The 25,051-nt window shown below is 65.7% G+C and carries 23 protein-coding genes; 11 read left to right on the top strand and 12 right to left on the bottom strand.

Features of this window, described 5'->3' with window-relative positions; genetic code table 11:
* Positions 1-101: 101 nt before the first annotated feature.
* Together FHS28_RS05045 and FHS28_RS05040 are read left to right on the top strand one after the other, a co-directional pair.
* Entirely contained in the window at positions 102-581 is a 480-nt protein-coding gene (locus tag FHS28_RS05045) for a hypothetical protein (RefSeq protein WP_088448803.1), read from the top strand.
* A 226-nt stretch (positions 582-807) separates the two neighbouring features.
* On the top strand, positions 808-1,074 hold the full coding sequence (locus FHS28_RS05040; RefSeq protein ID WP_088448804.1) for a hypothetical protein: 267 nt from the start codon (positions 808-810) through the stop codon (positions 1,072-1,074).
* A 96-nt stretch (positions 1,075-1,170) separates the two neighbouring features.
* Here FHS28_RS05040 and FHS28_RS05035 read toward each other — a convergent pair whose 3' ends face one another.
* The gene (locus FHS28_RS05035) at positions 1,171-1,782 is read right to left on the bottom strand and encodes a mechanosensitive ion channel family protein (protein ID WP_088448805.1); all 612 of its coding nucleotides are present in this window, start codon (positions 1,780-1,782) and stop codon (positions 1,171-1,173) included.
* A 310-nt stretch (positions 1,783-2,092) separates the two neighbouring features.
* On the opposite strand from FHS28_RS05035, the gene FHS28_RS05030 reads away from it, so the two are divergent.
* The gene (locus tag FHS28_RS05030; protein WP_184294169.1) at positions 2,093-3,283 is read left to right on the top strand and encodes an esterase-like activity of phytase family protein; all 1,191 of its coding nucleotides are present in this window, start codon (positions 2,093-2,095) and stop codon (positions 3,281-3,283) included.
* A 57-nt stretch (positions 3,284-3,340) separates the two neighbouring features.
* Here the strand turns inward: FHS28_RS05030 and FHS28_RS05025 are convergent, their stop codons facing one another.
* Together FHS28_RS05025 and lepB are read right to left on the bottom strand one after the other, a co-directional pair.
* Entirely contained in the window at positions 3,341-4,462 is a 1,122-nt protein-coding gene (locus tag FHS28_RS05025; RefSeq protein ID WP_088449685.1) for an ABC transporter substrate-binding protein, read from the bottom strand.
* Between the two features lie 226 nt (positions 4,463-4,688).
* The gene (gene lepB / locus FHS28_RS05020; protein ID WP_088448807.1) at positions 4,689-5,357 is read right to left on the bottom strand and encodes a signal peptidase I; all 669 of its coding nucleotides are present in this window, start codon (positions 5,355-5,357) and stop codon (positions 4,689-4,691) included.
* Positions 5,358-5,737: 380 nt separating this feature from the next.
* Here lepB and FHS28_RS05015 point away from each other — a divergent pair, with 380 nt between their 5' ends.
* Positions 5,738-7,468 carry a beta-1,3-glucanase family protein gene (locus FHS28_RS05015; RefSeq protein ID WP_221193707.1) on the top strand — a complete coding sequence of 577 codons (1,731 nt, stop codon included), beginning with the start codon at positions 5,738-5,740 and terminating at the stop codon, positions 7,466-7,468.
* 21 nt (positions 7,469-7,489) lie between these two features.
* Here the strand turns inward: FHS28_RS05015 and FHS28_RS05010 are convergent, their stop codons facing one another.
* Positions 7,490-8,401, bottom strand: coding sequence for an AraC family transcriptional regulator (locus FHS28_RS05010; RefSeq protein WP_088448809.1), 912 nt, complete (start codon positions 8,399-8,401; stop codon positions 7,490-7,492).
* A gap of 22 nt (positions 8,402-8,423) precedes the next feature.
* Positions 8,424-9,587 carry an alcohol dehydrogenase gene (yqhD, locus tag FHS28_RS05005; protein ID WP_088448810.1) on the bottom strand — a complete coding sequence of 388 codons (1,164 nt, stop codon included), beginning with the start codon at positions 9,585-9,587 and terminating at the stop codon, positions 8,424-8,426.
* A 299-nt stretch (positions 9,588-9,886) separates the two neighbouring features.
* Here yqhD and FHS28_RS05000 point away from each other — a divergent pair, with 299 nt between their 5' ends.
* Complete coding sequence (locus tag FHS28_RS05000) at positions 9,887-10,192, top strand: YMGG-like glycine zipper-containing protein (protein ID WP_088448811.1); 306 nt, start codon at positions 9,887-9,889, stop codon at positions 10,190-10,192.
* A 77-nt stretch (positions 10,193-10,269) separates the two neighbouring features.
* Here FHS28_RS05000 and FHS28_RS04995 read toward each other — a convergent pair whose 3' ends face one another.
* From FHS28_RS04995 to FHS28_RS04975, 5 genes are all read right to left on the bottom strand, one after another.
* Positions 10,270-11,883: a histidine kinase famiy protein gene (locus FHS28_RS04995; RefSeq protein ID WP_088448812.1), complete on the bottom strand. Its 1,614-nt coding sequence runs from the start codon at positions 11,881-11,883 to the stop codon at positions 10,270-10,272.
* Positions 11,884-12,014: 131 nt separating this feature from the next.
* Positions 12,015-13,175, bottom strand: a complete 1,161-nt coding sequence (locus FHS28_RS04990; protein WP_184294167.1) for a glycosyltransferase family 2 protein — start codon at positions 13,173-13,175, stop codon at positions 12,015-12,017.
* A 195-nt stretch (positions 13,176-13,370) separates the two neighbouring features.
* Positions 13,371-14,204, bottom strand: coding sequence for a hypothetical protein (locus FHS28_RS04985; RefSeq protein ID WP_088448814.1), 834 nt, complete (start codon positions 14,202-14,204; stop codon positions 13,371-13,373).
* Between the two features lie 56 nt (positions 14,205-14,260).
* Positions 14,261-14,899, bottom strand: coding sequence for a nucleoside/nucleotide kinase family protein (locus FHS28_RS04980; RefSeq protein ID WP_088448815.1), 639 nt, complete (start codon positions 14,897-14,899; stop codon positions 14,261-14,263).
* Positions 14,899-15,834, bottom strand: a complete 936-nt coding sequence (locus FHS28_RS04975; RefSeq protein WP_088448816.1) for a carbohydrate kinase family protein — start codon at positions 15,832-15,834, stop codon at positions 14,899-14,901. The genes FHS28_RS04980 and FHS28_RS04975 overlap by 1 nt, the downstream gene beginning before the upstream one ends.
* Before the next feature lie 146 nt (positions 15,835-15,980).
* On the opposite strand from FHS28_RS04975, the gene FHS28_RS04970 reads away from it, so the two are divergent.
* From FHS28_RS04970 to FHS28_RS04955, 4 genes are all read left to right on the top strand, one after another.
* A complete protein-coding gene (locus FHS28_RS04970; RefSeq protein ID WP_088448817.1) occupies positions 15,981-17,003 on the top strand; it encodes a sugar ABC transporter substrate-binding protein in 1,023 nt (340 codons plus the stop codon).
* A gap of 32 nt (positions 17,004-17,035) precedes the next feature.
* Entirely contained in the window at positions 17,036-18,082 is a 1,047-nt protein-coding gene (locus tag FHS28_RS04965; protein ID WP_088448818.1) for an ABC transporter permease, read from the top strand.
* 1 nt (position 18,083) lies between these two features.
* Positions 18,084-18,884, top strand: a complete 801-nt coding sequence (locus FHS28_RS04960; RefSeq protein WP_088448819.1) for an ATP-binding cassette domain-containing protein — start codon at positions 18,084-18,086, stop codon at positions 18,882-18,884.
* A gap of 61 nt (positions 18,885-18,945) precedes the next feature.
* A complete protein-coding gene (locus tag FHS28_RS04955) occupies positions 18,946-20,205 on the top strand; it encodes an ROK family transcriptional regulator (protein ID WP_246409495.1) in 1,260 nt (419 codons plus the stop codon).
* A gap of 11 nt (positions 20,206-20,216) precedes the next feature.
* Here the strand turns inward: FHS28_RS04955 and FHS28_RS04950 are convergent, their stop codons facing one another.
* Entirely contained in the window at positions 20,217-21,077 is an 861-nt protein-coding gene (locus FHS28_RS04950; RefSeq protein WP_088448821.1) for a hypothetical protein, read from the bottom strand.
* A gap of 551 nt (positions 21,078-21,628) precedes the next feature.
* Between FHS28_RS04950 and FHS28_RS04945 the strand changes: the two genes are divergently transcribed.
* Together FHS28_RS04945 and FHS28_RS04940 are read left to right on the top strand one after the other, a co-directional pair.
* Positions 21,629-21,799 carry a hypothetical protein gene (locus tag FHS28_RS04945; protein ID WP_184294165.1) on the top strand — a complete coding sequence of 57 codons (171 nt, stop codon included), beginning with the start codon at positions 21,629-21,631 and terminating at the stop codon, positions 21,797-21,799.
* 150 nt (positions 21,800-21,949) lie between these two features.
* Complete coding sequence (locus FHS28_RS04940) at positions 21,950-22,696, top strand: PA4824 family protein (protein WP_088448822.1); 747 nt, start codon at positions 21,950-21,952, stop codon at positions 22,694-22,696.
* A gap of 87 nt (positions 22,697-22,783) precedes the next feature.
* Here FHS28_RS04940 and FHS28_RS04935 read toward each other — a convergent pair whose 3' ends face one another.
* Positions 22,784-24,976, bottom strand: coding sequence for a C1 family peptidase (locus FHS28_RS04935; RefSeq protein WP_088448823.1), 2,193 nt, complete (start codon positions 24,974-24,976; stop codon positions 22,784-22,786).
* Between the last annotated feature and the right edge of the window lie 75 nt (positions 24,977-25,051).

Genomic DNA, 25,051 nt, shown 5'->3' with positions numbered 1-25,051 from the left:
GCGCTGGACAGGGGGAGGCCGGTGCCATCCGCCCGAGCCTGTGCGGGCACTCGGTTTGCCATCCGGGGGTCCCGATTGATTCAGAAGAAAGAGGCCTTGCCATGACGTCCTTGATCTCCTCCCGCATGCGCCGCGCGACGGCGGCGCTGGCACTGCTGGCTGGCGCCAGCCTCACCGGAGTCGCCAGTGCGCAGACGCTGCCCGTGCAATGGAAGATGCTCGGCACGTATTCCTCGGCGACTTCATCATCGGCGGACTGCGAGGGTTTCCGCATCGACCTGTGGGAGTACACCGGCTCGCGCGCGTCCACCGTGGCCGGCATTCTGTCCGCGGACGGTGGCAACTGCCAGAAGCCCGGTTCGGCCATCGCCAACGTGCGATACCGCAAGGGCACCAAGGAGCTGTCATTCGTGGTGGCACCTCCCGGAGCGACCGACGGCAAGCAGCTGTATGAGTTCTCCGGCGTGCTGGAAAGCAATTCGCTGACGGGCATCCTCAAGACCCATGACCGCGACGCCAAGGGCGCGGACGGCGCCCAGCTGGAGGTCACGAGCGCACCGCTGAAGCTGGAACGGCGCTGAGGCCCCTGTCCGGGCCAGGCCTGACTGCGTGTGGGGCCCGAGGTCGATTCCGGACCGGGCTTTTGAGGGCATTTCATCGCCGCTGGATGCATCTCGCGCCGCCGCTGCGCGAGTTGGTCGCGGCGGCATGGCGGAGCGTCGGGGCAAGGCAGACACTGCATTCCATCGACACAGCAACTGCTGATTCAACCCCTCCGGCGCAAGCCTCATCCCTCAGGAGCCCACCATGACCACCACTTCCTTCACTGCCAACGTCACCACCAGCGTCAAGGCTGTTCTGTTCGGCGTCATCGCCACCGCAGCCCTGGCGGCTGGCGTGGTGCATGCAGAAGTCAAGCGTGAACGCGCTGCGTCGGTCATCACGCTGGAAACGGTCTACATCACCGGCAAGCGGGTGGTGGCGCAGCAAGAGGTGCAGACGCTGCCCACCGTCTATGTGACCGGCCACCGCACGCCGGACGCGGCCCAAGACGTTCAGGTGGCTGCCCTGTGAGGAGGCGCAGAGCCGATCCAGGAGCCCATCCAGGAGCCGATCCCAAGGCCCACCCCCAACGCCCGACCGTCAGGTTGGGCGTTTGTCTTTTGGGGGTCAGACGCGGTTCTGCGGCGCCGGTGCAATCGCCTCGTGGGCAGATGGCCCGTGCCATCGGCGCAGCGTGCGTTGGAAGAAAAGGCTGTTAGGCAGTTGCAGGCTGGTGCCGCTGTCGACATCGCCGCTTTCCAGCAGCGTGGTGTAGACAAGGTTGATTTCGACCACACGGCCTTTCACGCCGGGTTTGTCGCCGGACTCCAGCAGTTCCACCACGTCGCCGATCCGGAAGGCCCGGGTGATGTAGATCAGCAGGGCGCAGAACAGGTTGGACAGCACGCTCCAGGCCGCAAAGAAGGCGACCGCACCCACCGTGGCGAAGCCGGTGAAAGCGCCCCACAGCACGGAGCCCGAAACGCCGAGCCGCGCCAGCGCCCACAGCAGGGCGCAGCCGTACACCACCGAGGCGACCGCGCGCAAAAAGAGCGAGGCCACCTTGACCGGCAGCGAATAGGCGCTCGTGAGGCGCCGGGCGGCCATGTGGGCCACGCGCATGACCAGCCAGGCGCCCAGGCCGATGAGTGCCACCTCGGCGAGCGGCACCAGGATGTCCAGCCAGTCCGATGCCCAGTCGGGCAGAAAATCATGCAGGGTTTGGAACAGCTTGTTCATGAAGGGGAAGGGGCAAACGTCGGGACGAGCTTACAGGCGTCAGGCGCCCGGGGACTGCCGCAGTGACGGTCGGTGTGCGAGGGCGACTGGCCGAAAGTCATTCAGCGCCGCCAGCGGCGGCGGTGGCTGCGCTGGTGTACGCGGCACGGGTTGAGTGGATCGCCAGCGACCTCCCTGCAGGCGCAAGCGTCTCATGCCCCCATCGCTTGACGGATCAGCCCATGAGCCGGAGCATGGGGACATCGCCCCTTGTCACTGCAAGGAAATGTTGCGAAACGATCATGACACTTTGCCTCGTTGCCTTCATCCCATGACTCTCTGCCGTCTGTCCACTTCCCGATCCCTGGTCCTCAGTCTGCTGGCCGCCGCCGCGCTCACCGCCTGCGGCGGCAGCGGGGACGGGGTGGACCCGTTTGGTTCACCTGACGTGACCGTCTCCAGCCTGCGCCTGATCGGCCAGCAGGTGCTGCCCCGCCGGCTGGACTACGCTGGTACGGTGGTGGGCGGTCTCTCCGGCGTGGACTATGACGCCAAGACCGACACCTATGTCTTCATCAGCGACGACCGCACCACCACCGATTCCCCGGGCGCCCCGCGCCTGTACACCGCCAAGCTGAGCTTCGATGCCACGGCGTTCAGCTCAGTGAGCTTCACCGGCGTGGTGAACATGAAGCAGCCGGACGGATCGGTCTATCCGAAAGTGCCCGATGCCAAGGTGGCCGATCCGGAATCGGTGCGCATCGACCCGGTCAATGGCAACTGGGTGTGGCTGAGCGAAGGCGACCGGACGCTGACCAGCAGCCCGGTCCGCGTGATCAACCCCTTCATCCGTGAGATCACGCCCCAGGGCACTCACGTGCGCGAGTACAGCCTGCCGCCGATGTTCCAGATGAATCCGCTGGATATCGGCCCGCGTGGCAACCTCACCTTTGAAGGGCTGAGCTTCTCCCGCGACGGTCAGTCGGCCTGGGTGATGATGGAAGGCCCGCTTTTCCAGGACGGTGAACCGCCGACGCTCACCACCGGCAGCCTCTCGCGACTCACGCGTTTTGATCGCGCGTCCGGCGTCGCCAATGCCCAGTTTGTCTATCCGATTGACAAGGTGCAGGCGGCGCCATCGCCCGCCGGGCAGTTCACCGTCAACGGTCCGACTGAAATCCTGGCGCTGTCCGCCACCCGCTTCCTGGTGCTGGAGCGCAGCTTCTCGGTGGGCGTGGTGGGCAATCAGGTGCGTCTGTACGAGATTGATGTGGCCAATGCCAGCAATGTGCTGGAGTCGGCGTCACTGACTGGCGCAGTGCCCGTCACCAAGCGGCTGGTGCTGGATTTTGAAACGCTCAAGACGCAGCTGGGTGGCATTGCGAATCTGGAGGGCATCACCTTTGGCCCGGTGCTGGCCAACGGCAAGCGCAGCCTGGTGGTGGTGGCGGACGACAATTTCCCAACGGCCGACTCCGCGACCGACCGTAATCAGATCCTGGTCTTCGAAATCCAGCCCTGATGTGAAACCGCCGCTGGTGCGTGAGCGCCAGCGGCGGAGCAGGGAAGCGGGGGGAGATCAGCGAACCAGACGGCCACCGTTGCCGAGCACGGCGAAGTCGACGTAGCGCGACGGCGTCTGGCCCTTGCCGAAGGTGAGGCGGTGGCCGCCGACGTCGGTCTCGAAGCCCTTGTCCATCGTGTCGGAGATGCTGGCTGCCGTCAGGGCGGCGCTGCGTTCGATGGCACGAGTCATGGCGCGGGCAGCGATGAAGCCTTCCAGCGACCGGGAGGACAGTTCGCTGTCCTTGGAGTTCTGACGCAGGCGCTGGTATTCACGCACCACTTCGCGGTCCTGACGATCGTCGGTGGGCAGCACCAGGGAGAAGGCGAAACCACGAGCCCGGTCCGGGCCGAGTTTGCCCAGCAGGGCCTGGATGTCGATGATGGACATGCCGTACAGACCGGCATGACCGCCGGCGGCCTGATAGCGGCTGGTGAATTCGATGGCAGCGGCGGTGGTGGCGGCCAGGAAGATCACGTCCGGCTGTTGCTTGACCATCTCGCCGACGGCGGCGCCCACTTCGGTCGTGTTGCGGGCGTAGCCGGACTGCGCCACGAGGGTGAGGCCATGGGTCTTGGCCGAAGCCTGCGCACCGGCCAGCGCATCGCGGCCCAGGCCGTCGTCCTGATAGACCACACCAACCTTGGTACGGCCCATTTCGGCCAGTTGCTTGAAGAGGCGTTCCACCTCTTCACGGTAGCTGGCCTTCACCGGGTACATGTAGCGGGCGGTGATGATGCTGGTCGCGCCGGACACGGCGCCGAACATCGACACCTTGGCCTTTTCCAGGATGCCGTCCTGCTTCAGGGCTTCCAGGTTGGAGGTGCCGACCGTGCCGATGAGGGCGGCGGGGTTCTCCTGCTCGATCACTTCCTTGACGAGACGGACGGTCTCTTCCGGCTTCTGTGCGTCATCCCGGTAGACCATCTTGATCTTCTGACCACGGATGCCACCTTTGGCATTGACTTCGTCCAGCCACAGCTTGGCGCCGGCGCGCATCGCCTTGCCGGTCACCGCCTGCGGACCGGTGAAGGGAGCCACCTGACCAATAACGATGTCTGCATGGGCAAGCGGAGCTGCCAGCAGGCAGGCAGCAGCCAGGAGACGGCGGGCGAGGCGGTTTACAGCAAAGGTCATGATCAACAGCGTCAAGCGTGCAGGAACCGTGATTGTCATCACTGTGCCTTCAAACCCTCGCATCCGGTGGGCGAGGGCACGCCTTTCCGTGCGAACGAATGCGCAAAGTCCCGCAGGGACCGGTCGGGCGTTTCGTCCCGACAACGAATGTTTGCAGGATGTGAGCGGGGGTACGTAGTGCTACGTAGTGGGTAATGCGGACCTTCGCTCCTGGCATGTCAAGGCGTCACTCCAGCCGCGCGCCGATCCGATGCCAGCGGGGCAACCAGTGATCCGCCAGGTCCGCCGAGACGAGGATGCGCCTGGCGCGGCCGTTGATGAGGCGGCGATCCACCGGGCCGAGGAAGCGTGAGTCGAAGCTGTTGTCGCGGTTGTCTCCCATCATGAAGAACTGGTCCGGACCCAAGGTGAGGGGCGCGAGGTCACGCCGGGCGGCCACCCCGGGCAGATGCTGCACGACCCGCTGCTGGCCCTGCACCGATTCGGTGGAGCGAATGGCCGGCACCTGTACGCCAGGCGCGACCCATTCCTCGAGAGCGGTCGCGTTGCTGTAGCGGGCGCGCTCGCCATTGACGATCAATACATCGTTGCGCAGTTCGATCCGGTCGCCCGGTACTCCGACGATGCGCTTGATGAGCCGGCTGCCATCGGCCGGGGAATCGAACACGACCACATCGCCGCGTTGCGGATCGGCGACGCGCTGCAATGAGAAGTTGGTCAGCGGCACCTTCCAGTCATACGCCACCCGCTCCACCCACACCACGTCGCCTTCCAGGATGGCCGGGCGCATGGAGCCGGTAGGAACGGGGTTCCAGTCGGCGACGGCGGTGCGGAAGAAGAGAAAGCCTGCAAGAAACAGCAGGAAGCCACGGTTTGAACGGATCCAGGCGCGCATGGGAAGCCTCGTTGAATGCGGGGGAGGGGCCAGTCTGAGCACGTGCGTAGTCGATGGAATGGCTCATGCGGCGAATGGCGGCCGGCCGCGATGAATGGTGGCTCGAGAGGTCGTTTGTCCTTGGCGTCAGGGACATGCCACGTCACCAAGCCCGCCAACTCGCAACCAGTTGTTCTGTCCTCTTTCGCGGCTTCAACGGCCCCGCCGGGCGGTGCACCGTCTGGGCGGCCCCCTCGCTATCATGAAACCGCTTTCTTGATCGGTATGCAACTGGTTTCAAGCTGGTGACCGCTGCGGCGCAAAGCTCCACAGAATCGCGCGGTTGTCGGTGCTTGAACCGGAACAACCCAGTGAGGAACCCCATGTCGAGTTTTCCCAGCATGTTGGCCCGATGGCTGCTAGCCATTGCGGCCCTGGCCGGTTTTGTGGCCCCGGCGCTTGCCGCCGATTACACCCAGGGCGTCACCAGCAGCGGCAGCAGCGCCGTCATCTGGTTCAAATCCAGCGTCAACACGACCTGGGTGGACGTCCACTATCAAGTCAATGGCGGCGGCCAGCAGAACCTGCGCATGGGCTACAACGCCGGCAATGCGCGGTACGAAACGCAGGTGAACAATGTGGCCGCCGGCACGACGCTGAGCTACTTCTTCACCTACAACAACGGCAACCCCGCGTACGACACGCCGCGCTTCAGCGCCACCGTCGGCGGCTCCACACCGCCTGCGCCCACCGGCATCGCCTGTTTCTACGAAAACGCCAACTATCAGGGCGCTTCGTTCTGTGCGGATGCGGACAGCAGCTGGGTCGGCACCGCCTGGAACGACCGTGTCTCGTCGGTGAAGGTGCGCAGCGGCTACAGCGTGCAGTTGTTCGACGACATCAACTACGGCGGCCGCTCCGTCACCCTCTCGGCCGATGCGCCGAACCTGGGCAGCAACAGCAGCTTCAACGACATCGTCTCGTCCTTCCGCATCCGTCAATCCAGCAGCACCGATCTGCCGGAAGGCAATGGGGTGATGACACTCAAGCTGGTCAATGGCACCAATGGCGTCTGGCAGGACCAGCAGGTGTATTGGTCGATCATCGGCTATGACCCCGTCACCAAGGTGCTGTCCTATGTCGACAACACCGGCCGTCTGGTGCCCGCTTCGCTGGCCGCCAATGACGCACCGAATCGTCTGACCAAGAATGGTCAGAACTACTCGAACTACTTCTACAAGCTCAATGAAATGCCCTGGGTGTCGATCCCGCGCATTGATTCGGGCCGCATGTTCATCAGCCTCGGCTCGCCGATGTACATCAAGATCAACCAGGCCGCCGACGGCCGTCTGGGCTTTGCCGGTCCGGACATGAACAACCCGTCCGACCCCAACCAGGATGTGAACTTTGAATGGATCGAGTTCACCGTGGACCAATGGGGCTATCACGGCAACACCACTCGGGTGGACCAGTTCGGCTTCCCGCTCAAGACCCGTCTGCTGGGCCGTGACGGCTACGACCGTACCTTGGGGGAGAACGCGTCCCGTGCCAAGATCTTTGCCGACTTCGAAGCCCTGGCCCAGCCGGAGTTCCGGGGGCTGGTGCAGCGGCCGTACCGCATCGTGGCGCCCGCCAAGTCGGTGTTCAACCGCGGCCAGGCCTATGGCAACTACTTCGCCCCGTATGTGGACCAGGTCTGGGCCTATTACGCCTCCACCGATCTGGTGTTCACCGCTGAAGCGGGCACCTTCCGCGGCCGGGTGATCGGCAACGACTTCGTCTTCTCGAAGAACGGCGGACCGCAGAACCTCTACATCCGCGGCAAGCCGACCACCCAGGAAATCCTGGAAGGCTCCGGGCGACTGGCCAGCGGCAGCTCCGACGAGAAGGTGGTGCAGGCCCAGATCACCGCGGCCTTCAATCGCCACTTGCTGATGCGGGTCGATCCTTCGCAGTGGAGCAATGCCTCGACCTACTATGGCGCCGGCCCGGCCAACTACTACTCGAAGTTCTGGCACGACCACAGCATCGACGGCCTGGCCTACGGCTTCTGCTACGACGACGTGCGCAGCCAGAGCACGCTGCTGGAGCATCCGTCGCCCCGCGGCATGTTCATCACCGTGGGCTGGTGATCGGACGCGGACGCTGGCGCTTCAGCGTCCCGCCGGTTGCAGCCGGGCCACCTCGTCCACCGGGGTGGCCCCGAAATAGCGCTTGAACTCGCGACTGAACTGCGAGGCGCTTTCATATCCCACCCGCGAGGCCGCCACACCGGCCTTCGCACCTTCCTGCAGCATGATCAGCCGCGCGCGGTGGAGCTTGTAGCTCTTGATGTATTGCAGCGGCGAGGTGTTGGTCACCGCCTTGAAGTTGTGATGGAAGGCGGACACACTCATGTTCACCATCTTCGCCAGCTGCTCCACGTTGAAGGTGTCGGCATAGTGCGCTTCGATGTGCTTGATCACCTTGGAGATCAGCCCGAACTGCGTGTGCCGGTGCACCAGCGCATGCAGCGCCGCACCGCTCTCGCCGAACAGCACGTGGTAGAGGATCTCCTGCACGATCAGCTTGCCCAGGAACCTTGCATCCCGCGGGTCCTTCATGGCATCGAACAGCCGCTCGATGGCGCATAGCAGGCCTTCGTTATAGGCCGCGCCGTTGATGCCGGACGCCTCCGACCCTTCGGTGAGCCCGTCCACATGCTCCGTCCCGACGTCCGACAGCACGGACTGCAGCAGCGTCGCGTCCACGCCAATGGACAAGCCCACAAAGGGCTCGTCCTTGCTGGCGATGGTTTCACATTCAAAGGGCAGGGGAACCGTCAGCAGCAGGTAGCGCTCGGCGTCGTACCGGAAGGTCCGGTCCCCCAGATAGCCGACCTTGGCGCCCTGCATCACGATGACGATCGTCGGCTCATAGAGCACCGGCGTGCGCGGGTGGCTCTGATCCGTGTAAAGGATCTTGACCCCCGGCACCGGAGAAGGGCTGGCGAACGCCCCCGTCGAGAAGCTGATCGCCTGCTCGATGATCCGGCGGCGGACCGCCTCTTCCAGCGTCACGCTCATGATGTGGGCGACCGGTCTGGATTCAGCGCGAGGCTTCCAGGATGCGCTGGCTGTCTTCCGGCGTGATGTCGCGGTGCTCGCCCAGTGTCAGCATGCCATGCTCCTTGAGCTTGGCGACCATGGCGGGGATGGTGCTGCCGTCCAGGCCATAGGCCGACAGACGCGTGCCGACGCCCATCTTCTCGAAGAAGGCGCGGGTGGCGGCGATGGCACCGTCGATCCGCTGGTCTTCGCTGCCGTCACGCAGATTCCACACACGTTCGGCGTACTGCAGCAGCTTGGCGCGCTTTTGCTCCTTCTTGTAGGTCAGCACCGACGGCAGCACGATGGCCAGCGTCTGCGCATGGTCGAGGCCATGCATGGCGGTGATTTCATGGCCCAGCATGTGGGTGGTCCAGTCCTGCGGCACACCGGCGCCGATGAGGCCGTTCAGGGCCTGGGTGGCGCTCCACATCACATTGGCACGCACGTCATAGTTGGTCGGCTCGGACAGAGCGCGCGGGCCTTCTTCGATCAAGGTCAGCAGCAGGCCTTCAGAGAAACGGTCCTGCACCTTGGCGTCCACCGGGTAGGTGAGGTATTGCTCGACGGTGTGCACAAAGGCATCCACCACGCCGTTGGCGACCTGCCGCGGCGGGAGGCTGTAGGTGACTTCCGGGTCCAGCACCGCGAACACCGGATAGGTGTGGGTGCTGAAGAACGCGAGCTTGTCGCCGCTGGCCTTGCGGCTGATGACGGCGCCGCTGTTGGATTCAGAACCGGTGGCCGGCAGGGTCAGCACCACGGCCATCGGCACGGCGGCAGCGACCTTGGCGCCGTTGGTCAGCAGGATGTCCCAGGGGTCGGTTGCGGCGGTGTAGCGCGCAGCGGCGGCGATGAACTTGGTGCCGTCCGCCACCGAGCCGCCGCCCACGGCCAGCAGGAAGTCAATCTTCTCGGCCTTGACCACCTCCACCGCCTTCATCAGGGTTTCGTAGGTCGGGTTGGGCTCGATGCCGCCGAACTCAAACACGGCACGGCCTTCCAGAGCCTTCTGCACCTGGGCCAGCACGCCGTTGTGCTTGATGCTGCCGCCGCCATAGGTGATGAGGATGCGGGCGTCCGCCGGGAGTTCCTTGGCGATCTTGGCGATCTGGCCCTTGCCGAACAGGATCTTGGTGGGGGTGTTCAGGATGAAGTTGTTCATGGCCTTGGTCTGTCTGGTGGATGGAAGCTCGGAATGGTTGACATTCTTCTCCTGTCCACCGGATGCTGCAATGCATGATGCTGCCCTTGTTTTGCCTATTCCTGCAGAACGAAGGAAAAACAGGCAATGTGACGGGAGGGAGGGCCGCATCGGCGGCGGGCCGACCAGCGCGTCAGGGAGCCATTCAGGAGCGCATCTTGCCGATCCGCCATGGAATGTGTCCCCTCCCAACCCGTCCCCGGGTGCGATGGCACCGCAGGCGCCGGAGGGGTGTGAAACCAAGCTGAGGCCTGAACATCATGATCACTTCCCGACTGACTGCTCCGCTGCTGATTGCAGTGTCCGCCGCGCTGACCGTGGGCTGCGCATCCGACTCCCATCTACGCCGTGAAGACGGCCGCAATGCCGCCGTGGGTGCGGTGGGCGGCGCGGTGATCGGTGCGGTGACCGGTGGCGACGCGCTCACCGGCGCTGCCATTGGCGCCGTGGCGGGTGCGGTGATCGGCCGATTGATGGTCGATGGGCGCGAGCGCCAGGTGTATTCCGATGGCCGCGGCGGGCGCTATTGGGTAGATGAAGACGGCCGCCGTCACGCCGTTCGCTGAAGATGAAAAAGCGCCGCAGTGTTGCGGCGCTTGCTGATTGCCGCGTCCGCGTGGACGGAGCAGCAGACCGATGGGAATCAGGCCTGGCCGTCAAGCGCCCGCCGCACCTTCACCCGCAGATCTTCCGAGGTAAACGGCTTGAGCACGATGTCGTAGCTCTGGCCGTCCCATCGATCCGGGCTGCCGTCCGCAAAGCCGGTCATCAACAGCACCTTCAGATTGGGTGCGACCCGCTGGGCGTCGTGGGCCAGCAGCACGCCGTTCTTGCTGCCTGGCATGATGATGTCAGTGAGCAGCAGACGAATGTCGGGCTCCTGCTTCAGCAGTTGCATCGCGTCGCGGGCGCTGAGGGCAACGTGGCAGAGGTAGCCGGCGGATTCCAGCATGGCGGCCGCCGTCTGGGCCACCTCCGGCCGGTCGTCCACCACCAGAATCATCTCCCCTTGTCCGCTGCGGGGCTGGGTGACCGGCACCTCCCGGGGGGCGGCCGAGTCTTCGACCGCCGGGAAATACAACCGAACGGTGGTGCCGGTCTTCTCTTCTGAGTAGATGGTGGCCACACCACCGCTCTGCTTGGCAAAGCCATAGACCATCGACAGGCCCAGTCCCGTGCCACCCCGCTCAGCCTTGGTGGTGAAAAACGGGTCCATCACCCGCGCCAGGATCGGTGCCGGAATGCCGTCCCCTTCGTCGCTCACGCACACACAGACGTAGTCACCCGGCAAAACGAGTCCGTGGTTGCCCACGTCTTCGGCCGTCGTGCGCAGGTTGCTGGACCGGATCCAGATGCGGCCGCCGCCTGGCATCGCGTCCCTCGCATTGACCAGCAGGTTCAGCAGGGCGGCCTCGAACTGGGAGGTGTCAATGCGAACGTTGGCGGTCTGTGGATCCAGGTCCAGCATCAGGTGGACGTCGGCCAGCGAGCTGGACGCCAGGTCCACCGTGCGGTGGATCGCGTCATTCACATTCACCACCCGGCCCTGAAGCTGCTGCTTGCGCGCAAAGGCCAGCAGTTGCTGCGTCAAGGAGCCGGAGCGGGCCGCCGCCGCACGGACATTGGCAATGGAGCGGGTCATCAACGCGTCATTCGGCGCCACCACCTGCAATCGATGCGCGGCCACTTCGGCATTGCCGGTGATCACCTGCAGCAGATTGTTGAAGTCGTGCGCAATGCCGCCGGTCAGCTGCCCCAGCGCCTCCATCTTCTGCGCCTGGCGCAGAGCGGCTTCCGCATCCCGGCGGCGGCTCACATCCAACTGCGAAGAGAAGTAATACAGCAGGTCGCCTTCTTCATTGCGCACGGGCGTCAGGAACAGGGCGTTCCAGAAGGTCGAGCCATCCTTGCGGTAGTTCAGCAGCTCGACCGTCAGCTCGCGTTCCGCCCGCAGCGCTTCCGAAATCAGCGCGACGGTGCTGGGGTCGGTTTCCGGACCCTGCAGGAACCGACAGTTCTTTCCGATGATTTCTTCTTCGGAATAGCCCGTCATTTCGAGGAACGCCTGGTTGGCGAAGACCAGGGGCGTGTCGGGCTGGCGCGGGTCAGCCACCACCATCGGCATCCGCGTGGCTTGCACGGCCGCGAAGAAGATGTCGCGCCCATGCCCACTCGACGCAAACCCTTCTGTCTGCACACGCGCGTCGTGACGCGGGAGGCGTGGAGTCTTGTCGCGAAGGTCGGTGTCTGAACTCATAAGGCGTCCCAAAAAGACAGGCCTTATGGTGCCGTCCCCCACAAAGGAGGTGCGCCGGTCGATTCCCTGTTCGTTTGCAGGACGAGTCTGACAGGCGCGGACCAGTTTGGTGCGCGCGGAAGGAGACGGGGTCAGGCCTTGGCAGCGGTCGGCGAGCCCTGCTTCAACCAGCGACGCAGGCGTAGCGCGCGCAGGAACCAGCCCCGGCCCGCATAGGCGGCGTAGAGGTCGTTCAGCGGCATGGGGCAGGACTTGAGGAAGGCGTCCCGATACTCGGCGATCGCATCCGCGCAGGCATTGGGCACGGCGGCGTGGGCCTCCCGGGCGATGCAGATGAAGTGGCGCGCCAGAAAGTGGCTCCAGGCAAAGCGGGCCGATGCATCCACCGCACGGTCGCCCACGACCGCAGGCAGATCCAGCAGCGACTCGGCCAGATGCCGGGCCTTGAGCGGGGAGGGCGTGGCGAGGATGGAGCCCTCCCACTGCCGATAGGCCACCCATACCTGCGGCTCGTACCAGACGCCCCTGGCCTTCAGCAGCAGGGGTGCGGCCAGCGTCACATCTTCAAAGAACTTGCCGACCGGAAAGCGCAGGCCGTCCCACACGCTGCGCTTGGCGATCTTGGACCAGCAGTGGAGGTGGCCGGCTTCAAAGAGGCCGCGCAGCAGCACCGATGGATCATTCAGATGCTGCCGGGCCGGGCCGATGAAGGTGCGGCGATGAAGCTCCCCGCGCCGGCGGTGCTTGCGATGTTGCACCGGGCGCCAGACCGAGTAGTCGCACAGCACCAGGTCGGGCTGTTCGCGGCGCACCAGCTGGCGCAACTGCTCCACCGCGCCGGGTACGAGGCAGTCGTCGGAGTCGAGGAACCACACATACTCGCCGCGCGCCGTGTCCAGCAGACCGTTGCGCACGGCGGAGATGCCTTGGTTGCTGCTGTGGAAGCGCGTCACGATCCGGACCGTCGGCGACGAAAACTCGATCTCGAGCTGGCGGACCAGATCCGCAGACCCATCGGTGGAGCAGTCGTCCAGCAGGACGATTTCCATGCTCTCGTCCACCTGAGCCACGACCGACAGCAGGCATTCCCGCAGGAAGCGGCGGACGTTGTAGACGGGGATCAGGAACGACAGCCAGGGCCGGGCGAGCGATGACGGTGCGGACGCTTGCGGTTGAGAGGACCGGGCCTGAGGATGCGCCAGGGAGGGGCTCGCCGCCGCCGCATCGGCAGCAGATGAAGCGCCACGCTTGGAAGCGGGCGGCACACCAGGGGTGGCGAGTGGGCTGATCACGGCCGTCATCGTTGCGGTCAACTGCTGGGGAACACTTACTGGAATTGCGGAGACTTCGGACACTGCAACAGCCGCAGGACCTGCAAGCCAGGACGAAAGTGTCGCTTGCCGAACTCATTTTGTGTTCAGGGGAACCCTGACTTTCTGTGAGAGAGTTGATACAGATTGGGCAGTTCGTGACAAATGGGACCGATGTCACGGACGCGAAGTGGCCGGTCGGGCGTGCAGGACCGGGGCTGGCTGCTGCAAGCGGGAGAGCGCCGCGACCTGCGTCCGGAATTCGTCCCAACGCCCGTTCAGGAGGGCATCGCGGGCTTTGATCCACGTCACCTTATTGATGGCGGTGCCGGGCCCCGTCGCAGCCTTGGTCAGACCCAGCTCCTGTTGCAGGGACCCGAGCGTCTGGACGGCGGTGAGATGGCTTTGAAACCCGGAGCAGGCGCCCCGTGCGGCCTTGACAACGGGCCCGATGGCGAGGGAGGTCACGTCGTCCTCTCGCACCTGGGCCAGCTGATCCAGCATGGCGCTCATCTTTGGGCACAACGGCAGGTGCAGCGGCGGACACAACGACCGGCAGGCGGCTTCGAGTACCGCGAGTTCCTGGCGCAGGGGAGCCAGGCTTCGCGTCAGCTGGTGACGGCTTTCGGTGGCAAGTTCCCGAGTGACCTCATCGAGGCCGCTGCGGTCTTCTTCAGACATCAGCCGATGCCACTCCCTGATCGGCAAAGGCACCCCTTTGGGCATGGCGGCAGGCTGAGTCGGTGCGGGCGTGCCGCCCTGGGCCCTGTAACCCCGGTTTTCGAGGACGTGCACGCAGCGCTCCCGCAGCAGTTCCCGCCGTGGGGCAGGCAGCTCACGAGCCCCCGGGTCGTCCGAGTTGATGTGGTCTAGCAAATTTCTCGCCAGCCGGACGTTGCTGTGGATGGCGTTCAGGGTCTGCTGGGCGGCCGCTGGATCAAGCGCTTGTGTTTCGCAGTCTGCGGATGCGGTGGGATCGATGAGGGCGCGGGGGGGGAAGTTCGCGTACATGGAAGCAGGGAGACGAGTGGAGATCCCACTTGGTGCCTGCATCTTGCGTGTCCGGTTCAGCCGGCCGGTTCCGCCCAGGGCATCTGCCAGTCCGCCCGGTGCGCCGCCGCTTCCACCAGTCGGGCGTTGGGTTCGTCATTGCCAAGCGCCCAGGCGCGTGCGTCCTGTGGGCTGCGCCCATGGCGTTCATGGCGCGCGATCAACCGGGCCAGCCGCTGCGCCTGCGCCACCGACACATGCCAGCACTCATCCAGCAGCGGCTGGACTTCAGACCAGGGCGGGGAGGACAGCAGCAGATAGTTGCCCTCCACGATGACCAGCGGCAGGGTGGCCGGCACAGCCAGGGCGCCGGCGATCGGCTCTTCCAGATCGCGGCGGAACTCGGGGGCGTAGACCAGGGCTTCAGCCTCCGCATCGGGCGTCCGTAGCCGACGCAGCAGGCTCACAAAGCCGGACGCATCAAAAGTGTCCGGCGCGCCCTTGCGGCCAGCACGACCCAACCGCTCCAGTTCCGCTTGCGCCAGATGAAAGCCGTCCATCGGTACGACCTGGGCCTGATCGCCGAGCGCCTCCTTCAGCAAGGCCGCCACGGTGGACTTGCCCGCACCCGGCGGTCCGGCAATGCCCAGCAGTCGTCGTCCGCCCTTGGCCAGCAGCGCCTGTGCGCGGCGGAGCGCTTCGTCTGGCAGGTGCATCACATCACCTCCCGGCGGTAGGGCAGGTCGGCCCCACGGCGCGAACAGGTGATGGCAGCCGCCTGCGTCGCCAGGGACAGCAATCGCGCGATGGCGTCGCGCGTCAAGCCGCGCACGCCAGCCGGGCTCAGCAGGCCCATCTCGCTCAGCCCCGTCAGCAGCATGGCCTGGAAGGTGTCGCCCGCGCCGACAGTGTCCACCACGTCCACCGGCACCGGCGCCGCCTGCACATGGCCCGCCGCCGACCAGGCCAGCGCACCCTCGCCACCGCGGGTGACCACGACCAGCGCCGCCCCGGCCGCCAGCCAGCCGGCCGCCAGATCGTCCAGCGCCTGGCTGGGGTAGAGCAGCGACAGATCTTCCTCGCTGACCTTGAAGAGGTGGGTGCGCGGCACCATCCAGTCGATGACCGACCGCCACCGGGACAGGTCCGGCTCCACATTGAGGCGAACGTTGGGGTCGTAGGCGATCACGCTGCGCTGCCCCTCGCGCTCGACCAGGGTCCGCAGCGTGCTGCCCGTGGGTTCGATCACCATGGCATAGGAGCCGAAGTGATAGGCCGCGGCAGCCGGCGCTGCGCCGGCCACGGCCGCCAGCGCCGACAGCGGCAGCTGCTGCTCCGCGGCGCCGTGGGAATAGAAGGCGTAATCGGGCACGCCGCCCGCGCGCACCCCGACCAGGCTGAGGGTGGTGGGCGCGTCGGTGCGCTGGACCAGGGTGGTATCGACGCCTTCCTGCGTCATGGCAGCCATCAACCGCTCACCCAGGAAGCCGCGCGACACCCCGCCGAAGAACCGTACCGCCTGACCCAGCCGTGCCAGGCCGATGGCCACATTCAGCGGCGAGCCGCCGATTCGCGCATCCAGCGTGTGACCGGTGGCGGTGGGCCCCAGGTCAAACACATCCATCAGCGCTTCTCCGCTGACCACGATCATGACGCTCTTCCTTTCCAGTGTCCGGGCGCAAGCATGCCTGTCACCTGTTCAGACGGAGGTAGTGGTTTTCCATTAATCAATCCACTTGATTTATTTATCTCCGATTTCCAGAATGAAAGCACATCACAAAACCAGGAGACATTCCGATGATCCGCACCCGCTCTGCTGCGCTGGATTCCCTGACCCTGGGCCTGACGGCCGCCCTGATGCTGGGCACCTCTGCCGCCACGGCGCAGGAGGCGCCGGTGATCGGCCTGATCACCAAGACCGAGACCAATCCCTACTTCGTGAAGATGAAGGAGGGCGCCGCCGCAGCCGCCAAAGCCAAGGGCGCCAAGCTGCTGACGGCCGGTGGCAAGGCGGACGGTGACAACGCCAGCCAGGTGACGGCGCTGGAGAACATGGTGGCGGCCGGCGCCAAGACCATCCTGCTGGTGCCCAGTGACAGCAAGGCCATCGTGCCAGCGGTGAAGAAGGCGCGGGCCAAGGGGGTGCTGGTGATTGCGCTGGACAGCCCCACCGACCCGACCGATGCGGTGGATGCGCTCTTCGCGACCGATAACTACCGCGCCGGCGTGCTGATTGGCCAATACGCGAAGGCAGCGCTGGGCGGGAAGGCACCGGTCATCGTGACGCTGGACCTGTTCCCCGGCCACCCGGTCGGCGCCCAGCGCCACAACGGCTTCATGAACGGCCTGGGTCTGTCCGCGCCGGATGCCAAGAGCAATGAGCTGGGCAAGACCTCCGAGATCGCCTGCATGGCCGACAGCTACGGCGACCAGGCCAAGGGTCAGACCGGCATGGAGAACTGCCTGCAGCGCGCGCCGAATGTGAACCTGATCTACGCGATCAATGAGCCGGCCGCTGCGGGGGCCTACAACGCACTGAAGAAGGCGGGCAAGGAGAAGGGCGTCATCATCGTGGCGGTCGACGGCGGCTGCCAGGGGGTGAAGGACGTCGGCGCCGGCAAGATCACCGCCACCAGCCAGCAGTATCCGCTGGCCATGGCCCGCATGGGCGTGGAAGCCGGGGTGGAGTTCGCCCGCACCGGCAAGAAGCCCAGCGGCTATACCGACACCGGCGTCGCGCTGATCGCCGACAAGGCCGTTGACGGCGTCACCAGCCTGCCGGTCGCCAAGGGCGCCGAACTGTGCTGGGGCAACAAGTGAGCGCCGCGCCGCTGGAGGCAGGAGGTCGGGTCATGACGTCGAATCATCAAGCTGCGCCGGCGGCCCCATCCGCCGTCCCAACCGCCGCTCCGTCCGCAGCCAAGGCGGCCGGTGCGCCGCCCTCAGGCCGCTTGCCGGCCGGTCTGACGCTGGCCTCCCTCGGGCCCTTCATCGCGTTGCTGCTGGCCTGTGGATTCTTCGCCACGCAAAGCCCCATCTTCCTCACCGGCGGCAATGTCTCGCTAATCCTGCAACAGGTGGCGGTGGTCGGTGTGATCGCCATCGGTCAGACGCTGGTCATCCTCACTGCGGGCATCGATCTGTCCTGCGGCATGGTGATGTCGCTGGGCGGCATCCTCATGACCAAGCTGGCGGTGAGCAGCGGCCTGCCGCCGCCGCTGGCGGTGCTGGCGGGCCTGGCGATGACCACGCTGTTTGGCCTCGCCAACGGCCTGCTGGTCACGCGGATCAAGCTGCCGTCCTTTATCGTGACGCTGGGCACGATGAACATTGCCTTCGCGATCACGCAGCTGTATTCGGAATCGCAGACCATCACCGACCTGCCGCCGATGCTCACCGCGCTGGGCAACACCTTCTCCATCGGCGGGACGGAATTTGCCTGGGGCACGGTGATGATGCTGGTGCTGTATGGCCTCGCCTGGTTCGTCCTTCGCGAGACGGCGGCCGGGCGCCATGTCTATGCCGTGGGCAACAACCCTGAAGCCACGCGGCTGGTGGGCATTCCGACCCAGCGGGTGCTGCTGGCGGTCTATGTGACGGCGGGTTTCTGTTATGGCCTGGCCTCGCTGCTGAGCGTCTCGCGCACCGGGGTGGGGGATCCGAATGCGGGCCAGACCGAGAACCTGGACGCCATCACCGCGGTGGTGCTGGGCGGCACCAGCCTCTTTGGTGGCCGCGGCGTGATCATCGGCTCGCTGATCGGCGCGCTGGTGGTGGGCGTCTTCCGCAATGGCCTGACGCTGATGGGCGTCTCGTCCATCTATCAGGTGCTGGTCACCGGGGTGCTGGTCATCCTGGCGGTGACGGCCGATCAACTATCCCGTCGGGGAGCACGCTGAGATGACCACCGTTTCGACCCCTCGTGTGGTGATGCAGGCCCGCGGCCTGATCAAGCGCTACGGTCAGGTGACGGCCCTGGACGGGGCGGACTTCGACTTGCGCGCCGGAGAGATCCTGGCCGTCATCGGCGACAATGGCGCGGGCAAGTCCTCGCTGATCAAGGCTTTGTCCGGTGCCACGGTGCCCGATGCCGGCGAGATCCAGCTGGATGGGCAGCGCACCGTCTTCCGCAGCCCCATCGATGCCCGCCGTGCCGGCATCGAGACGGTCTATCAGGACCTGGCGGTGGCGCCCGCCATGACGATTGCGGAGAACCTGTTCCTCGGACGCGAGCTGCGCCGGCCTGGCCTGCGGGGCAGCCTGCTGCGCATGCTGGACAAGCGTCGCATGCTGGATGAGAGCATGGCCCGTCTCGCGGATCTGAAGGTGGGCATTCGTTCGATGTCGCAGCCGCTGGAGACGCTGTCCGGCGGGCAGCGGCAGTGTGTGGCGGTGGCGCGGGCGGCGGCTTTTGCGCAGCATGTGGTCATCATGGATGAACCGACGGCGGCGCTGGGCGTGAAGGAGGGCAACATGGTGCTGGAGCTGATCCGACGCGTGCGGGACAAGGGCCTGCCGGTGGTGCTCATCTCCCACAACATGCCGCATGTGTTCGAAGTGGCGGACCGCATCCATGTGGCCCGGCTCGGCAAGCGCGCGGCGGTGCTGAATCCGAAAAAGATCAGCATGAGCGACACGGTCGCGGTCATGACCGGCGCGCTGCGGGCGGATCAACTGCCGGCCGAAGTGCTGGCGCACTGACCGGTTCGGATCACCGCTACAGTTCGGTCCCCGTCGAGTCACCCCAGTCTGAGGAATCCCTTTGTCCGCCTTTACCGCCGACGATGAAACGCCTGCCGATACCGCCCCCCGGCACGGGGACGGATCGCGGATGTCCACCCGCGGCTCCAATCAGGGCGGGGTTCGGCAGTACAACGAGCGCGTGGTGCTGCAGGCGCTGCGTCTGCATGGGTCGCTGCCGGGCGCGGACCTGGCGCGGCTGACGGGGCTGACGGCCCAGACGGTCTCACTCATCACCAAGCGGCTGCTGGACGAAGGCTATCTGCGCAAGGGCGCGCCGGTGCGCGGCAAGGTGGGGCAGCCGTCGGTGCCGCTGTCGCTGAATCCACAGGGCGCCTATGCCGTGGGCCTGAAGGTCGGTCGGCGCCAGATGGACACCCTGCTGGTGGACTTCACCGGGCAAGTGCAGGGGCTCTGGTCGTGGCCGTATGCATTCCCGGATCCGGATGAACTGCTGCCCGAGATCACGCGACGTCTGGCGGCGATCCGACGCAAGCTGGGGCCTGAGGGGCGCGACCGGGTCTGCGGCGTGGGCATCGGTGCGCCGCTGGCACTCGGCGGCTGGCAAAGCCTGCTGGGGGTGGCGCCGGAGCAGGCCTCCCGCTGGGCGGGGCTGAATCTGCGCGAGGCCGTCGCCCAGCGGTGCGAATGGCCGGTGCTGTCGATGAAGGATACGTCGGCGGCTTGTGTGTCCGAGTTGGTGGCCGGGCGAGGGCGGAGTCTGCACAGCTTCCTGTATGTGTTTGTCGATACGTTCATTGGCGGGGGGCTGGTCATTGACGGCCATCTGCACACCGGGGCGACCGGCAATGCGGGGGCGGTGGGGTCGATGCCGCTTGGATTCGCCGGCGCGGGAGGCGCGGGCGCCGCACGGCAGCTGTTGAGCGTGGCGTCGCTGAATACGCTGGAGCAGGCCTGGGCCGCTGCCGGGCTGCCGCTGGCGGAGCCGGCGCAGGCCATGCAGGCGCCTTGGCGGGCGGTGACGGACGGATGGGTTTCGCAGGCAGGGCCGGCGGTGGCGCATGCCCTGCATGGCGCGGCCTGCCTGTTGGACCTGGATGGCGTGATCATCGACGGTGTGCTGTCCCGGGACTTGCTGGCAGCGCTGATCCGTCAGACGGAAGCAGCAATGAAGGGGCCTGCCTGGGAAGGCGTGGCGCCGCCGCGCTTGCTGCAAGGCTCGGTGGGGGCGGACGCCGCCGCATTGGGCGGCGCATTGCTGCCGCTGCATACGAACTTTGCGCCGGATCGTGAGTTGTTCCTGAAGGAGCTGGCGGGCTGAGCGGCTTTGACTTAGGCAGGCGCGCTCCGGTCCGGTTCATTGTCCCGGTCGGGCGCTGCCGCCGGAAGCGCGGTCGGACCATCGGTGGAAAGGCTGCCGGGAAGGTTGCCGGGACGGTGGGTGGGAACGCTGGTGGGGATCAGCGGCCCCCGCAGCTGCCGGAAACGAGCTGCGGCTTCATCAAAGTTCTGCCAACGGCCCTGGACCAAACTGAGTTTCAGCGTCAGCAGTGTCTCCTCCAGTGGTCCGGAAGTGCCAGGCGCCCGCGGGTGCTCGAGAAGCCGTTGCAGCGTGTCGATGGCGCCGCCGGTGGTGTCGAGTTCACGGATCAGGTCACGCAGCCGCGCGTGCGGGGCGAGGATGCGCAACGTGTCTGCGCAGGTGGGCGCTGGCGCCTCATCAAGTGATGCGGTGAAGGCTTCAATGTGCGAGAAGACTTGCGGTTCGCAGTCGGCCAGGGCACCGACCAGTTGTGATTGAACCCTTTCAACGCCTGCGGCGGTTCTCTGCCGGAGTTCACAGAGGACCGAGTGGCCATGGCTCGCGATGCGATCAATGACGCCGGTCAGCCGCTGTTGATCCGCCTGGATGTGCAAGCGGTGGCGTTCGCACAGCGAGGGTGGATGTCGGCACCAGAGCGCTCGCGGATCGCTGCCCTCGGGAAGATCCAGTTCACCGGGCAGCGCTTGTCCTTGCTTCAACTCGTCGCAGGTCCATGTCAGTTCGGTCTTGAGGTCCTCGTCCATGCGGACCACTGGGTCGTTGGACCATCGGATGAATGCGGACAGCTGGGCGGCCTCTTCCCGGATCGTGAGCGCCTGAAGGGCGAACTGTCGGCTGAGAACCACCGGGAGCGGCCAGTTGGCGGGCATGTCTGGGTCTTGCGAGGAAGCGAGCCAGCCCGCGGAGGCGGCGGCTGTCAGTGGGGCGCTGTGGGTAGTCGGTGTCATCAAAGGGGCGGAAGCGGGACTGCAGAGCCTGTGTGCTTCCCTGAGTCGCGGGCGGTTCGGTGCGGCTGGCTCAACGCCACAAGGGGCCTGCGGCTTTGCGCATTTCGGGTTGATCCCGGCCTCGCTGCTGTGCAACAATCGGGGCCTCACAACAACGGAGTTCGTGCGTGGAAAGTGCCAGTCGAATTGCGATGCGTGCCGGGATGGCCGCCGCTTCATTGACGCGCTGACGCCGACTTCGGCTGCGCGCCAAGAGGGTCGCGCGGCCTGCCCCTCCAGATTTTGCTGGGGCCATTTCTTGAACCAATCCCGTGACTGCCGTGGGCGGTCTGGCGAGCCTTCGAGCCGCTTGCAACGCATCGCTTCCGTGGACCGTGACAGCGCCAGCGCCTGACCTCCCTGACCGGTGAGGGCAGGGGCGGACTGGCACGGGCGCTGCCCCTGTGCGTACCGTCCTTCTGGAGGATGTGTTCATGCGATTCCTGTTTTCCAATGCCCCGGTCCAGGCGCCGGAAGCTTCTGCGACCGTCCCATCGCTGGCCGAGCGGCTGAGCGACCTCCTGCGACTGGAGCAGCAGACCTTGTGGACCACCCGCCGCATGCGCGTGGCCTTGCTGGCGCAGCGTCGCCATTCGAGGCAATGAAGAAGGCTCCACCCCATGAGCCCCGAGCCCGACGGGCGCCATAGCGCGCCGACGTCCCACTTCCTGTCCGTTCCCTTGATGCGCATGGCGAGGCGCAGCCCCCTCACAAACGCTTGACGTCGGGCATGCTGCGCAGGCGCAGGAGTCCCCATGTCCTTTGTGATCCTCAACCCGCGGCGGCCGTTGATCGCCGCGCTCTTTGTTTGCACCGGCGTTGTTGCACCTCTGTGGAGTCACGCCGCAGGCGGCCATCACGCCGTGGACGACGCCACGGTCCTCGATCCCGGCAGCTGTCAGATGGAAGTGTGGGGGGAGCAGGCTTCCGGGCGACATCTGCAGCACATCGGCCCGGCATGCCGCTGGGCAGGCGTGGAACTGGGCATCGACGGGGAACGGTCGGACTCGGTTCCCGGGTCAGCGCTGTTGAACGGTGGCGTTCAGGCCAAATGGGTGACCGCCCTGCGGCCCGGTCTGGCGGTCGGGGTGGAGTGGTCAGCCCAGTGGCAAGGGGCGGCGGCGCGGGGCGACGCGGATCCAGGGAAAGTCCAGTCGGATGGTCCACGGGGTTCGGCCAGCCACTTCGCCGGTCAAACCTTGCTGCTGCCGCTGACCTGGTCTGCAACAGAAGGCCTGGATGTGCATCTGAATCTGGGCTGGGATTTTCACCCCCACGCCGCCGATGCGGAGCGCTACGGCGCCGCCGTGGAGTGGACACCAACGCAGGATTGGCAACTGCTGACGGAAGCGTGGCGCGATGACGGTGGTCCGCAAGCCCGTCTCGGTCTGCGGCGGCTGGTGACGGATCATCTGTCGCTGGATCTCAGCCGCGCAGAAGCACTGCGGGGTCTCCACCGCCCCTGGTGGACCGTTGGCGTCAACTGGGTGTTTGGAGGCTGAGTTGCGACGAGGAATGCGGTCTCCGTTGTGCTCAGTGCCCATCGTGTTCTGTGACCCGGACATCTTCCTGCTCTGATCTGCCCCGCCTCAAGCGCTGTTGCTGCTCTTGCGGTCGATCTCTTCCCGCCGCTCGCGCAGCGATTTCGCGGACTTGAAGAATTTGACATCCGGCACGACGCAGGCGGCATCGCTGTCCGTGGGTGTCGGATCAGTCATCGCTGCCGCCGCGGCTCGCCTGGACGAGCCCCTCGGCTCTTGCCGCCCTTGGGTGCCGGATTCGCCCTCAGCGGACGATGCGCCTTTCCCTTTGCTCCTCTGCGGCCTCGTTCCACCCGCCGCCACACCGGGTTGCACCAGGCGTGCAAAGGTGGACCGCACGGTGGCCGGGTCGTCATCGAAGTCGCCATGATGGCGGGCAGTGCTGGCCCGCAGGCTGGTCTCCGGCTCATTGTTGGGCGACAGGATCCATTCCGCGCTTCCGCTCGACACCCATCGAACCAGCTCAGGATCCGCATCAATGAACTTCTGCATGCCCAGCAAGGCCACCCCGTCTCTCAGTCCGGGAATTCGCTCCTGGTCTTCGAATGCATTGGAGACGAGGTAGAGCAGAGACTTGTGATAGATGCCGGCGCAGTCGTCGTCCTGTTCCGCCTTGTCATTCAATGTGTAGATGGCGAACCGGTCGATCGCCTTGCTTTGAATGAGCGGCGCATAGTCCTCCTTGAACAACTGAACCGTGCAGGCCGGCGCCCATAGAGTGCAGGTGTTGATCTTCAGCCCATGCGTCTGGGTGAGCAGTTGCAGCAGAGGGCCGTTCAGGATCGAGCCGGCACTGTGGCCCACCACATTGATCTGGAGGTCTGGATAGACCTTCACCAGATCCGCCAGATGCTGCGCCGTCCGCCATGCGGCCCCGCCGGGATGGCTCGCCTGGGTGGCGTTCGATTTCATTTCCTTCCATTGAAGACGACCGCTCAGTGCCCGCGCGAGTGGCTCCAGCATGTCGTCGACGCGGTCGAGCAGGAAGTCTTTGGTGTCGTCCAGAATCCCTTCGGGGCGGCGCCGGCGCACAGCGTCCACCAGCAGGTTCTTCAGTGTGGTCCAGAAGTCGGAATGCCAGATGAAGGACAGTGGATAGACGCCGCTCTCAAGCAACGCCGGCCGGTATTCCGACAGCCGCTGAACCGCCGCCTCTTCGCTGACCAACCCCCCATGCGCATACAGCATCAGCCGCTTGACCGGCCAGGCCTCAACCACCCGCGGAATGTCTTCGGTGAAGATCCGCGCCAGTTCGGCTTCCGTGGTGCCGTAATCGCCTCCGGCCTGCAACTGGCCATCATTGCCGACGCTGATGATGTGCGGCCGCAGGTCTGAATAGGAGTAGGCCGCGGACATGCCGGATACCGGTGCATGCACACGGCTGATGCTGTCCGCCTTGCGCAGCACCACCGGGGCGCCAAGTCGTGCCACCCAGACGTCAGTGCCGTTGTCGAGCCAGTCGTCATAGCTGATCCGACCAAAGCCGCCCGCGCCCCAGCCGCGTCCCCAGGAGTTCTGGATCCAGAATCCCCATTCGTCATAGGCCACGATGGCAAAGGCGTGACCGCCGGTAGGGGCGGCGTCGGGGTCCTGGTGAATGATGCCGTCTTTGCCGACCCGGTCCCAGCCCTCATGCACGGTGGCGGTGGCGTAAAGAATGCCCACCTCCGTGATCGCCGCATGCATGGCGATGAGGTCTTTGTGATTGACCCGGTAATAGGCGCCCAGCGGGCGCTTCAACGCTTCCGAGGTCCGATTCTCGGTCAGGCCCCGAGGGCCCTTGGGGCCGAGGTCGTAGGGCCAGTCTTCCTCCGCGCAGACGCCGTGCTTGTGCCAGCCCTTCATCGCGCCACGCGCGCTGGAGCCGGTGTAGTGCTCGCCCGGCCATTCGTCGTACCGTCGGGCGTTCTCATAGAACATCCGCCCGCTGACCGGCACCTTGTCCGGCACCACCTTGCGCACCCGCAACAGGTAGTTGGCCACGGTGGCCAGTCCGAAGCCGGTGCAGGCGCCCTCGGACCCCTGGTCCAGGATGGGCACTTTCACCTTTTTGTAATCCGACAGCGGACGGGTGGTCGGGACTTCAATCAGCGTCGGCACGAACATCAGGTCCCGGAAGTCCATGGCATCCGGTCTGGCGTTCTTGACGCGATTCACTGGCGCGGCGCGGCGGCTGCTGGCTGTGGACTTGGCGGGGGGGCGGTCCTGCTTGCTTTTGCGCGGGCGGGGAGTTGCGGCCATGAAACCTCCTGGCTGGGAACTGCTCACCCTCCGATGGTAGGACGCTCACCTCTTGCGGGTGCCCTCTGTCGGAGA

Origin of the sequence: Roseateles terrae (assembly GCF_014192155.1) — a bacterium.
GTDB classification, from domain to species: Bacteria; Pseudomonadota; Gammaproteobacteria; order Burkholderiales; family Burkholderiaceae_C; genus Roseateles; species Roseateles terrae.
The sequence above is the reverse complement of the archived record's forward strand: the minus strand, read 5'-3'. Positions and strand labels throughout refer to the sequence as shown.